The 12,931-nt window shown below is 43.8% G+C and carries 10 protein-coding genes; 7 read left to right on the plus strand and 3 right to left on the minus strand.

The genetic code is table 11. The annotated features are described in order from the left end of the window. The first annotated feature begins 54 nt into the window (after positions 1–54). Positions 55–1,095, plus strand: a complete 1,041-nt coding sequence (locus ABID99_RS27060) for a DUF4097 domain-containing protein (RefSeq protein WP_373615708.1) — start codon at positions 55–57, stop codon at positions 1,093–1,095. A 39-nt stretch (positions 1,096–1,134) separates the two neighbouring features. Here the strand turns inward: ABID99_RS27060 and ABID99_RS27065 are convergent, their stop codons facing one another. Beyond that, on the minus strand, positions 1,135–2,331 hold the full coding sequence (locus ABID99_RS27065; RefSeq protein ID WP_373615709.1) for a nitrate/nitrite transporter: 1,197 nt from the start codon (positions 2,329–2,331) through the stop codon (positions 1,135–1,137). 188 nt (positions 2,332–2,519) lie between these two features. Between ABID99_RS27065 and ABID99_RS27070 the strand changes: the two genes are divergently transcribed. The 4 genes from ABID99_RS27070 (at position 2,520) to ABID99_RS27085 (ending at position 9,308) form a co-directional block, all read left to right on the plus strand. Further along, the gene (locus ABID99_RS27070; RefSeq protein WP_373615710.1) at positions 2,520–3,134 is read left to right on the plus strand and encodes a hypothetical protein; all 615 of its coding nucleotides are present in this window, start codon (positions 2,520–2,522) and stop codon (positions 3,132–3,134) included. A gap of 334 nt (positions 3,135–3,468) precedes the next feature. Next, positions 3,469–6,498 (plus strand): SusC/RagA family TonB-linked outer membrane protein, encoded by a 3,030-nt coding sequence (locus ABID99_RS27075; protein ID WP_090533621.1) that lies wholly within the window; start codon positions 3,469–3,471, stop codon positions 6,496–6,498. Between the two features lie 20 nt (positions 6,499–6,518). Continuing rightward, the gene (locus tag ABID99_RS27080; protein ID WP_176626521.1) at positions 6,519–8,135 is read left to right on the plus strand and encodes a RagB/SusD family nutrient uptake outer membrane protein; all 1,617 of its coding nucleotides are present in this window, start codon (positions 6,519–6,521) and stop codon (positions 8,133–8,135) included. Between the two features lie 78 nt (positions 8,136–8,213). Further along, positions 8,214–9,308 carry a phosphatidylinositol-specific phospholipase C1-like protein gene (locus ABID99_RS27085; protein WP_373615711.1) on the plus strand — a complete coding sequence of 365 codons (1,095 nt, stop codon included), beginning with the start codon at positions 8,214–8,216 and terminating at the stop codon, positions 9,306–9,308. Positions 9,309–9,380: 72 nt separating this feature from the next. Here ABID99_RS27085 and ABID99_RS27090 read toward each other — a convergent pair whose 3' ends face one another. Together ABID99_RS27090 and ABID99_RS27095 are read right to left on the minus strand one after the other, a co-directional pair. Continuing rightward, positions 9,381–9,662 (minus strand): DUF4242 domain-containing protein, encoded by a 282-nt coding sequence (locus ABID99_RS27090; RefSeq protein ID WP_090533628.1) that lies wholly within the window; start codon positions 9,660–9,662, stop codon positions 9,381–9,383. A 255-nt stretch (positions 9,663–9,917) separates the two neighbouring features. Beyond that, complete coding sequence (locus ABID99_RS27095) at positions 9,918–11,774, minus strand: chloride channel protein (protein ID WP_373615712.1); 1,857 nt, start codon at positions 11,772–11,774, stop codon at positions 9,918–9,920. A gap of 166 nt (positions 11,775–11,940) precedes the next feature. On the opposite strand from ABID99_RS27095, the gene ABID99_RS27100 reads away from it, so the two are divergent. Both ABID99_RS27100 and ABID99_RS27105 read left to right on the plus strand, forming a co-directional pair. Further along, positions 11,941–12,174: a hypothetical protein gene (locus ABID99_RS27100; protein WP_090533632.1), complete on the plus strand. Its 234-nt coding sequence runs from the start codon at positions 11,941–11,943 to the stop codon at positions 12,172–12,174. Between the two features lie 49 nt (positions 12,175–12,223). Next, complete coding sequence (locus ABID99_RS27105) at positions 12,224–12,925, plus strand: Crp/Fnr family transcriptional regulator (RefSeq protein WP_176626524.1); 702 nt, start codon at positions 12,224–12,226, stop codon at positions 12,923–12,925. Positions 12,926–12,931: the final 6 nt, after the last annotated feature.

Raw genomic sequence — 12,931 nt, forward strand, 5'->3', positions numbered from 1 at the left:
TAACGTATAGGGGTAAAGTGTGGTCATAGTTGTATCACCATTAAAACCCCATTTATGAAAAAATATATTTTACTCCTTTTGCTTGCCGGGCAAACTGCTGTGGCGGCAGCGCAAAATGGCGATAGCCGTTCATTATACCTTACCAGGTCATTAGCCAATGATGCTATTACCAGTGCCGTGGTACGTACATCGGCCGGAGGTATTGTAGTTAGCGGACAAGCCGGACAGGCACCGCGCGTTGAAGTTTACATCAAAGGCAATAATAACAGTGAGCTTTCAAAGGAAGAGATCAAAAAACGCCTTGACAAGGATTATACACTTGATATATCTGTTAGCGGGCATGAAGTTAGGGCCATTGCAAAAAGCAAGCGTCAAAACTTTTTTAACTGGAGAAGCTCATTGAGCATCTCGTTTCGTATTTATGTACCGCAGCAATGCGCAACCGACCTGGAAACCAGCGGCGGCGGTATTGGTCTTGATAACTTAAAAGGCAACGAAAAATTTAGCACCAGCGGCGGCGGTTTAACTATCGACAGGCTTTACGGTACCATCCGCGGTAACACCTCGGGCGGCGGCATTCATGTTTCCAATTCGGGCGATGATATTTCGCTTGAAACCAGCGGAGGCGGTATTGAGGCCAAAAACTGTAACGGCAGGATCAGGCTTGAAACCAGTGGCGGCGGTATAACTTTAGAAAACCTAAAGGGCACCATTAACGCCGAGACCAGCGGTGGCGGCGTTAACGGCAATAACATCAGCGGCGAACTCATCACCAGTACTTCCGGCGGGAGCATTGATCTTAAACGCATGGCAGGGAGTATTAGCGCGCAAACCAGCGGCGGTGGTCTGTACGCTCAAATGCTAAAAGTTGGCAAATATCTTAAACTGGAATCAAGCGCCGGTAACGTTGATATCGAACTTCCGCAAAACCAGGGCTACGACCTCGACCTGCGAGGTGAAGGCGTGTCGCCATCATCTGTTGCTAAATTTAACGGACAATGGGAAAAGGAACGGGTTAACGGTAAATACAATGGCGGCGGCATCCCGGTTAAAGCCGAAGCATCGGGCGGAAGTGTTAATATTAAATTCAGGTAAGCATTTAATAATTAAGCAATAAAGAGAAAAGCTCCGGGTTTATGATCCGGAGCTTTTCTCTTTTCTATCCCTGTTAGTGTTCCGCCCTTTTATCAGTGCCATTAATCCCCAAACCGGCCCTATGGCCAGTAGCATGTAAATATATCGCGCGTTTTCGGCCGTTCGTAAACCCGAGATCAGTTGAATACTTACAATGGTAACAGCAAAACCGAAGCAATTGACAATGGTTAGCGCGGTTCCTCTTGATTGCTGATAGGCATTTTGCGCAACCAATGTTGAAAACAACGGCGAATCGGCAATGACTGCAATAGCCCATATCAATAAAAATGAAATCAATATCCATGTCGAGCCGGTAAATAAAAATAGCGGCGATACCAGGCAACAGGTGCAAGAAATTGTCAACGCGATGGTAGCTACTTTTTTCACACCCAGATATTTCGATATGATACCGCTGGCTGCACAGGCCAAAGCGCCCATCCCAATAATGAGAAAAGACAATAGGGGGATATTCAAAACCGCATTTGAGAACCGATTATTGTAGGCGGTTAGCATCATGGGGACAAAAGCCCAAAAAGCATAAAGCTCCCACATGTGGCCAAAATAACCAAAGGCTGCTGCCCTGAATTGCCTGTTTCGAAAACTTTGTAAAAACGCAGCCGGATTAAGTGCTACTACCGGCTTCCTTTCCCGGCCGTCAGGCACCAATAATATCATCGTACATCCGCCCAAAGCGGCTAACATCGATGTCGACAGGATAACGTAGCGCCATGGCAACGTGGCCATCAGGTTTTTAAGCAGGTGCGGCAACGCTGTGCCCAAAACCAATGCTCCAACCAAAAAACCGAGAGCTTTTCCCAATCCCTGCGGATAATGGTCTGAGGCTATCTTCATGCCCACCGGGTAAATCCCTGCCAGGAAAAAACCTATGGTAAACCTTAGCGTTAATATTATCGCAGCATCTGTTCCGGGTAAACATGCCAACGCATTGACAGCTGCGGCAATAAGCGCACAGGTAAAAAAGACCCTTACTGGCGAAAACCTGTCGGCAATACCAAGGATGGCAAAAACAAGGGTGCCGGTAATAAAGCCAAGCTGAACCGCGCTTGTTAAGTAAGCCAGATAAGATGGTTCAAGCTGTAATTGTTTGGCTATATCGCCCATAACCGCATTGCCTGCAAACCACAGTGAAGTGCAAAAAAACTGGGAAAGTACAATTACCGGGAGAATGCGTTTCATTTGGTTTTGAAGAACTAAAGCGGTGCAATAATAATTATATAAACTGTACGCTAAAAAAATAGTGCCGCTTTTACCTTGCGTATCCCATTCAAGAAACGCCATCTGCATTTTTAATTGCCGTTATGTTGCCTTTATAAAAATATGTATCTTGAGTTTCAAAACTAAACCTAAACCTGTCATCATTACCAATGGATAAACAACAAATTACCGAACAGATAAAGTGGATGATTGCCGACGGCAATTCAGATCATGAGATTGAGGCCCTGTTGGTTGCAGAAGGCCTTGCCCGGGCCGAAGCAAAATATACACTCTCGGTAATTAAAAATGAACTGTTCCCGCACGAATATCCGATAATCCCCGAACCTCCCCAAAGCCGAAATTACCTTTGGATCGGCCTTCTAACGGCTACGTTATTGATATTACTACTTGCTTTTCATCCATGGCGCAAATCAAAGACAGCCGAAAGAGAAATAACCCCAGCCGATATGATCCTGCTTATGAAAGCAGGGCCGGGCGTTTATACTACCGAACTCAATAAAATCAACAGCGGATGGGTTTTTGACCAGGATAAAGACAGATGGGAAAATAAGAAACGAAAAACAGCCCTCGCCATCAGGATGGAACAACTCCTGTACATGTGTCCTGTGTTGCACGATCATTCATTCCAGGACTATCTTGAAAGTCACGACTTCAGGGACATAATTTATGGAAAACCCGGAAGCAAGATTTACCAAAACAGCGAGTTTATGTTTACTATTCAAACCAATGGAGCCTACACAATGATCTCGCTGGCCAACCGGTAAATTGGGCCGTTGCTCTAAACGTGTCTTTTTCCATCAATTTTAAAAAAGTCAAATTTTTTAGCAGGCGCTTCATAACACCCTTTTTACAAAACGCCAAAATTTAAACATTGTTAATCCCGGGTTAACAAAGCCCGATTATTAATCAATAGTAAAAAGCTGAAAACCAGCCAAAAACAGCATAAATAAGAAAAACAATATTGATTTTAATTAATAGATAAGTTAACCCTATATTTATTTCCTGATAATAAAACTACCGTTGCTTTGCACCAATTATCGCCCTCCTATCTCAACTTGGGCAACTATTAAAACAGGGGTTTATCTTTAATTAAAAACTATGGAAAAAAACTACAGATCTATTCTTAGATTATGGCACAGATCGGGTAAAACGATTTGTCTTTTTATGCTGATGCTTATGGCCTCGTCAGCGGTTTTTGCACAGGACGGCACTATAAAGGGTACCGTTACCGATGAAAGTAATCTTCCTTTACCCGGCGTAGTGGTGACCGTAAAAAGTTCGGGGCGATCAACCTCAACCAACGCTAACGGTGCCTATACCGTAAAAACAAGCGGCGCCGGCGATGTACTTAAATTTACCTTTTTAGGTTCGGTACCAAAGGAGGTTACTGTTGGCGAAAAGAACACGGTAAATGTTACGATGGTTACCGATACCAAACAGCTTAAAGATGTTGTGGTAATTGGTTACGGCACAGCCAGCCGTAAAGATGTAACAGGCGCTATTACCTCGGTAAAAGCCGAAGAATTTAACAACGGCGTTTTAACTACTCCTGCCGAACTATTGCAGGGTAAAGTTGCCGGTTTAAACATTACCAAAAGCGGTGACCCTAACAAACAGCCTGCCACCATTTTAAGGGGGCCGTCAACGTTTCGTGAAGGTGCTGCACAGCAACCATTTTATGTGATTGACGGCGTACCAGGCGCGTCAATAGATCTTTTGGCTCCTGCCGATATCGAAAGCATTGATGTATTAAAGGACGCGTCATCAACCGCTATATACGGTTCACGCGCGTCAAATGGTGTAATCATTGTTACTACCCGTAAAGCTAAAACCGGCCAAACCAGGTTAACATACAGCGGCTATGGCGCTGTTGAAAAAGTATCAAAAAACATTGACGTACTTACCGCCGACGAACTTCGCAAATACCTCGCCGACAATGGTGTAGCCGCGCTTTCAAAGCCAACAGACGACGATGGCTCAAACACCAACTGGCAAAAATTAGCCGAAAAAACCAGTTATTCGCAAAACCATAACCTTTCATACGGTGGTGCGGGTACCAATTCGGAATATGGGGCAAGTGTCAATTATTTAAAAAACAATGGTATATTAAAAAATACCAGCCTTGAGCGTACCATTTACAAAGGTTATATCAATCAGCGTTTTTTTAATGACCGTTTAAAACTGAGCATTAATTTAACCAATAGCGCTACTAAAAACAATGACATATATCAAAGCCAGGTGTTATCGGGCATTTTATTTTATCTGCCAACAGTAAGCCCGTTTAACCCCGATGGTACTTATAAAGAAAATTACACCCGTACAGGCAGTGGCCCGTTAAACCCTTTATCATTAATTGATAATAACTTTATAAGAACAGAAAACAACAAAACTTTAATAAACGGGTCGGCACAGGTTGACATTTTAAAAGGCTTGAAATTCACCTTAACCGGGTCAACCCAAAAAGAGCAGAACAACGTTAACATTTACTCAACAAGCCAATCGGGCATCTTTGTTAACGCTCATGGCGTGGCCAGCCGCAGTGCTTACACTAATACCAGTAACGTAGTAGAAGCTTATTTTAACTACGACCGGGTATTTGGCCAGCACTCATTGAAATTATTGGGCGGTTACTCTTATCAGCAAGATCGTAACAATGATGGTTTTGGCGTACAAACCCAAAACTTTTCAAACGATGCCCTAACCTACAATTATTTGCCGTTCTCTAATCCTACCCAGCTTTCGCAAATAATTTTTAATCCTAATTATGCTATAAACTCTAATGCTCCGGCTATTACCTATATCTCAACTTTAAGGTTGATATCGTTTTATGCCCGTGCGCAATATCAGTTTTCTGATAAATACTTGCTGCAGGCTTCAATCAGGGAAGACGGTTCATCTGCATTTGGTTTAAATACCCGTCACGGTTACTTCCCTGCTGTATCTGTCGGATGGAAGATTATTAGCGAGGATTTTATGAAATCGATCCCGGTTATCAGCGACCTGAAATTAAGAGCAGGTTATGGTGTTTCGGGTAACAGCTTAGGCTTCGATGCCTTTACTGCCCGCCTGATTTATGGCGTGCCTCCTGGTGGTGGTAAATTTTTAAGCAATGGTAACATTGTTAATCCTATCGGCCCGGTACGTAATGATAACCCCGATTTGAAATGGGAAAGTACCGGTACAACCAATATCGGTTTGGATTTTGGTATATTGAATAACCGCATTACCGGTTCGGTTGATTACTATGTTAAAAAAACATCCGATCTGATCGCTACCTATCCGGTTTCATCTACTTTATATTTCTATCCGTTTTATACAGCCAACGTAGGTAAAATTAAAAACAACGGTATTGAGGTTGTCATAAACGCGATACCAGTAAAATCGCAAAGCTTTACATGGCGCACTTCATTCAACGTTTCGCATAACAAAAACGTTGTTGAAAGTTTATCAAACAGCCGGTTCACGCTTCCTTTTATTCAAACGGCCCAGTTGGGCGGTAAAGGCCAATCAGGCAATTACAGCCAGATCATACAGCCTGGTTATGCTATTGGTACTTTTGACCTGTGGCACTATATGGGTAAAAACGCCAATGGTGTAAGTACCTACCAAAAAGCCGATGGATCGGTAGTGGCAACCCAGCCCTTAACTTCTGATCAGTTTATAAAATATGACGCCCAGCCCAAATTGGTTTATGGCTGGAGCAACAGCTTCTTCTATAAAAACTTTGATCTTAATTTCCTGGTTCGCGGCGTATATGGCAACAAGATACTGAATGCAACGCTTGCCTCATTGAACAACCCGGCCGACGCGAGACTGCAGAACATCCCAAGGTTCACTTTGGGCGAATCATTTAAGGATATCAACGCCTACCTAATCTCTGATCGTTTCCTTGAAAGTGGTTCATACCTGCGTTTGGATAACGCTACTTTGGGCTATACCGTTAAGCCACACATCCAGGCTATAAAAAGCCTGCGTTTTTATGCATCGGGTAACAACATTTTTATCATCACAAAATACCGTGGTGTTGATCCCGAAGTTAATATCGGCGGTTTAACCCCGGGTATCGATAACCGCGATTTCTATCCTAAAACACGCACGTTCAGCTTAGGTATAACCGCACAATTCTAATAAACCCAGAAAGACAAAAGATGAAAAAGATATTTTTAGCATGTGCCGCTTTCGCTACCATGATTGGCACATATTCATGTACAAAATTAGATGTACCTGTTGAATCACAATATGTAAAATCAAACTTCCCGGTTACTGATGCCGATTATACGGCATTACTGGGTACCATTTATTCAAACCTGTCGTCAAGTTACGCAGTACCATACTGGCGCATGCAGGATATGTCGACCGATGAGGCTATTTTGCCTGCCCGCGACGGTAACTTCGACGACGGTGGCCAGTACCGCCAGTTACACTACCACACCTGGACATTTGACCATCCTAACGTCATAGGCGTATGGCAGTGGGGTTTCGGCGGTATCAACACTTGTAACCGTATTATCACCGTTATCAATGCCTCATCATCAACAGCGGAAAAAAAAGCGTCATCAATTGCCGAGGTTAAAGCAATGCGCGCCTTGTACCTTTACTTCATGATGGACCTGTATGGAAACGTTCCTATCATCACCGACTTTCCGGTAACTACGCAACCGACCAATCAGCCACGCGCAAAAGTGTATGAGTTTATTGAAAGCGAGCTTAAAAGCGTTTTGCCGTTATTGCCCGCTAAAACCAGCAACGCAGCAACAAACGTAGGCCAGTACGGCCGCCCGACAAAAGGCATGGTGTTTGCCCTGCTTGCAAAAATGTACCTGAACTCTGGTATATATACAGGCACCACCCGTTACCAGGAAACCGTTACCATGTGTGATAGCGTACAGGCTAACACCAATTATTTCCTGGATGCCAAATACCGCGACATATTTTTGCCAACCAACGGTCCGCAGATTAATGAAACTATTTTTGCCGTTCCTTACGACCAGCAAATTCCGGGCAACCAGTTTACCCGTTTCGGTTTCTTTTATTACCTGGCCCAGGCCTATGGCTTCAACGTAGGCTTAAGTATTGCCATGAGCACCACACCTGAGTTTTATAACCGCTTTAACATTCCTGGCGATGACCGTAGCAAAACATGGCTTGCGGGACCGCAATATTATCCTGATGGCAATGGCGGCTTCACTAACCAACCTGTTTATTACCCGGCCCCGAACGCAACCAAGCAAATTAACATCATCCCAACCCTAACCCTTACCGGTTTAAAACCAATGGATTTGGGTAATGATGTGACAACCTCACAATCGGAAGGTGTACGTTCAATTAAATACTATCCTGATGTTAACATCATCCAGGCTACCCGTTTAAACAGTAACGATGTACCGGTATTCCGTTTGGCCGATATTTACCTGATGAAAGCAGAAGCTATATTACGCGGCGCTACTCCAACTACCATAAACGGTGACGCACAAACTCCGCTTACTTTGGTAAACAAACTACGCAGCCGTGCCCACGCGGAGCTTGCTACATCAATTGACCTGGATGCTTTGCTGGATGAGCGCGCACGTGAGCTTTCATGGGAAGCATGGCGCCGTAATGACCTGATCCGCTATGGTTTGTTTGAGAAAGAATATCCACTACCGGTTATGGGCGGCAAAACGGACGACCTGAAAATGAACACCGATCCAACCCGTAGGTTATATCCGATTCCATCAACCGAATTAAAAACCAACCCTAACCTGAAACAGAACCCGGGTTATTAATTAGTAACATTTTTTATACAAGCGCAAAAGCCAGGCCTTTTGCGCTTGTTTTGTTAAACCAATAATATATTTACCAAAATGAAACTTACAGGCGGATTAATTGGGGGCATTATTCTTTCAGCATCAGCGCTATTGAGCAACCCAGGCGACCAGAAAATGAACCATTTCCAGGTAATAGGATCGCACAACAGCTATAAGCAGGCAATTGATCCCAAACTATTCCGTTTTTTGCAAAAGCGCGATTCGGTTGGTATGAGTAAGATAGATTATGAGCACATCAGTCTTACCGACCAGCTTAATTTAGGATTAAACGCTTTGGAAATTGACGTTTATGCTGATACCAAAGGTGGCAGATATGCCCACCCCAAAGGGTTGGACTGGGTGCCGGGACAGCCGGCGTTTGATACCCGGGGCGTAATGAAAGAACCTGGTTTTAAGGTTTTTCATATTGAAGATATCGACTACCGCAGCAACTGCGCAACTTTTAAGCTTTGCCTGCAGGAGTTGAAGAAATGGAGTGATGAACATCCTGATCATAATCCCATTTACATTACCATGAATGCTAAAGACGAGCCGTCAAAAAAACCAGGGTTCACTGTTCCGGAAAAATTTACAGCTAAAACCTTTGACAATCTGGATAAAGAAATTTTAAACAACCTGGGCAAACAATATTTAATTACCCCGGATGATGTGCGCGGCACATACAAAACCCTTGAAGCTGCCGTATTGCATAACAACTGGCCGACGTTGAAAGCGGCCAAAGGGAAGTTCATTTTTATTCTTGATGAAAAAGGCGAAAAAAGAGCTGCCTATATCGCCGGTCACCCATCGTTAAAAGGCCGTGTATTGTTTGCCGATGCATTGCCGGGCACACCTGAAGCCGCCATTCACATTATAAATGATGCTAAAAAGGACCTGGCAGCCATTCAAAAACTGGTTAAGAAAGGTTACATTATCCGTACCCGTGCCGACTCGGATACAGAAGAAGCCCGCGCAAATGATATGAGCTCGTTTATAGCAGCGCAAAAATCAGGTGCACAGATCATCAGCACCGATTATTATAAAAAAAGTACGCATTTCAAATCTGATTATGTGATTAGTTTTAACGGTGGTGCTTATTTTAAAGAAGATCCGTTGTTTAAAACCGGCTCACAGGGTTCGGTCGGGAATTAACCAATACCAAATTAAAAAGAAGAAAGGCCTGTAATAAAATTATGGGCCTTTCTTCTTTTAACAACAATCATATTAAACTGTCGCGGTGCTTGTTGTTGGGTCAATGATGGCCTTAACTTCGGCAATACTGCTTACCGGGAAGCCGCCTTTCATGGCATGTTCGCGAATAACATCTTCACTTTCGGCAATGTGGATGCAATAGATCTTATCGGCAGTAACAAACGATTGGATCCAATGGTAGGGCTTACCCAATTCATTCACAACCGAACACGATGCCTGTGAAATCGCCTGTAATTCTTCGGGCGACAGGTTACCGGCGCCGGGCAGCTCCCTTTCAATTACAAATTTTTTCATAAAATATGATTTAATGGTTAAATATTACTTTCAACAGCAACGTTAAATCAAACAGGTGTAATTGGCAGAAATGGAGGATAAAACGTTGCTAAACAAGCGGCAACATTTTATAAATCAAAGCTATAGAATAAATAAGCAATAACCCAGTTTCGGCGTATTTAATTTTTTACGAGACAGGAACGTTCAGAAAAAAAGAAACCCCGCGTGACGTAAGATCACGCGGGGTTTCTTTTTTAATTCAAACGCCTTTTGTTTTTAAGATTTAGCCCTGCTGCGGCCACGGGCGGCAATTTTAAGTCTACGTCGTTTAAGGGAGATCTGCGTGTTTTGCTTCCGGTTTTCGGCAACATACTGATAGTAGGTGTTTAAGATCTCTTTATAGGAGATTTGCCCGGCTATGGTATTTCCGGCGGCAATAACGGGAAGCACCTCTGCTGATTCTTCAGCCATGATCTCCACAACACGTTTCAGGGGATCATTACTCCTCACGGCCTGTTTACTTGCCTTGGTTATATTACTTATAGTGAGTTCGGCAGAAATACTATGATTATAAATGTCGGTCAGGCTAACCATGCCTGCATAGCTGCCATCATTTTTAGTCACTATAAAAAAACTTTGGGTAATATTATTTCCGGTAAGCCGGGCCCTTGTTTCGGCTATGGTACTATTGCTTTTTAAGGTTTCACCAACTTCATTATTAACGTCGGCAACAGTCAATACCTGTAACAGATCAGGTTCGTATGAATCAGGGGTGTATACCCCACGGCGGGCAATTTTTTCGGTCATGATGGTATTTTCCATCAGGAAGAATGAAACCAGGTACGATGCTGTGCAGGCACCAAGCAAAGGCAGTAATGCATGCGATTGCATGGTAGCCTCCAGCGCGAAGGTGATACTGGTTAAATAAGCCCTTGAAGCGCCTGCAAACATAGCGGCCATACCAATAAGCGCAGCTATTGGAACACTTATGCCCGCATCAGGAAATACCAGGTGTACCAATGCGCCAAAAGCCGCACCGGCCGCGCCGCCAATGGTTAACAAGGGAGCAAGCGTACCGCCCGAAGTGCCGCTGCCCAGGGCTATAGCCCATGAAAGAAATTTGAATAAACACAAACGCACAATTAGCATCAATGATAATGTGCCCGAAAGAATAGTAATAATATTATCATATCCTACGCCGAGGGTGTGCGGTGCAAAATAACCTATCAGGCCTACCGCCAGGCCACCAATTGCAGGCCACCACATCCAGTGGATGGGCAGTTTTTCAAAGCTATCTTCAATAAAATAAACTATTTTGGTAAGCCCCAATGATATAAAGCCAATGACCAGGCCAATGATGCTATAAATAGCCAGGGCGGTATTTGAAGGTGTATCTACATCAGGCATCGGGAATACAGGTCCGGCTTCAAATAACAGATGGTGCCCGGCTGCTCCGGTGATACAAGCTAATGCCACCGGTAATATGGCCCGGGGCGAAAACTCGAACAGCAACAGCTCAATAGCTAAAAACACCGCTGCTATGGGTGTGCCAAATATGGCCGACATGCCCGCTGTTGCTCCTGCTGCCAAAATAATTTTACGCTCGTTGGGCGATATTTTGAATAACTGGCCAAAGGTTGAACCAAGTGCCCCGCCGGTTGCAATAATAGGTCCCTCGGCGCCAAATGGCCCGCCGGTACCTATGGCTATGGCCGATGATACGGGTTTCAGAAAAGTTATAATCGGTTTTATTTTGCTTTTATTTACCAGGATCTGCTCCATTGCTTCTGGTATGCCATGCCCCCTGATCGCCTTGGAGCCATACAGGGCCATAATGCCTACTATAATGCCGCCTATAGCCGGTATAACAATTACCCATAAACCCAAATGGTTATTGGCCGGGCTGTGAAAGCCGGCATCCAGCATTCCGTAAAATGAGATATTGGTAACGATATTAATAAGATAGATAAGGCCTTTGGCTATTACGCTGATAAGGCCGGCAATAAGAATACAAAGTGCCGATATAAAGATTAGCCTTGTTTTCATTTGCCTGGTGCCTTTTAAGCCGGATTTAAAATTGTAAAGATCATTTAATGAGGGCGAAACCGGGATGGCGTTCTGTTTTGTTTCCATGTTTTGATTAGTCCCGTTCCGTTTTAGGGGACTGTGCTATTTTTCTTGCAAAGGTAATACTTAAAGCAGCATAAATAAATTTATTTTCAATTTTATATTGCACATGCAATGTTTTTATTCAACATTTGCTTAGTTTTTAATAAAAATCATTGCACAAACAATAATTATGAAAATTACCAGCATTATTCTTTCTGTTTTAGGTGCCGCAAGCATCATTGCCGGATTGTTGCTATTCAGGAACCTGAATACCGTTAATCCTTTCGATTCCCATCCGTGGAGCATTAACATCAATGGCATCCGCTCATTTCCATGGCCTGTTTTTGGCGGTGCGGTATTGTTAAGTTTGGGAGTTATTTTTAACATGGCTACCTGGGAACAGCCAAAAGGCCGCCGCTTTTAATAAATTAGCATGTTTTTATAACAGCACCGGCTTAAATACACATCAATAAATGGCGAAAAACAAAGATAAATGCGATTTGGGGACTTGCTTTTTATGTACACACTGCCTGCCCGACTGGATCCCGGCAATCAGCGCCGCCAGGAAAAATATCGTTGTAAAAAAGGGGCAGCAGATCTTTAAAGAAGGTGATCCCGTTACCGGCATTTACTTTGTTTATTCGGGCACGGTAAAGGTTCATAAAAAGTGGGATAAGGAAAAAGAGCTTATTCTCCGGTTTGCCCGCGAAGGTGATATTGTCGGACACCTCGGGTTGGGTAACACAGAGTTTTACCCGGTTTCGGCCACAGCCATTGAGGCAGGTATAATTTGCTATATCGAAATGCCCTTTTTTGAAAGTACACTGCAGGTTAACAATAACTTTGTTATTAAGCTGATGCGCTTCTTTGCCAACGAATTGCAGGAATCGGAAAAACGGATGCGCAACCTGGCACACATGCCGGTTAAAGGCCGCGTAGCCCAGGCTTTTATTTCGCTTAAAAACAAATTCGGGCTAAATGAACAGGGCTTTATCAAGATTGAACTTACCCGGCAGGACCTGGCCTCATTTACAGGTGCGGCCTATGAATCACTGTTTCGCACCATTAATGATTTTATCGATGAGGAGATCATCGAAATATCGGGCAAAAGCATCCGCATAAAAAATGAAGCCACATTGCTGAAACTGACGGAAGAGGAGCAGCAGGCCGGATAGGTTGCC

Source organism: Mucilaginibacter sp. OAE612 (assembly GCF_041806395.1).
Lineage (GTDB): Bacteria > Bacteroidota > Bacteroidia > Sphingobacteriales > Sphingobacteriaceae > Mucilaginibacter > Mucilaginibacter rubeus.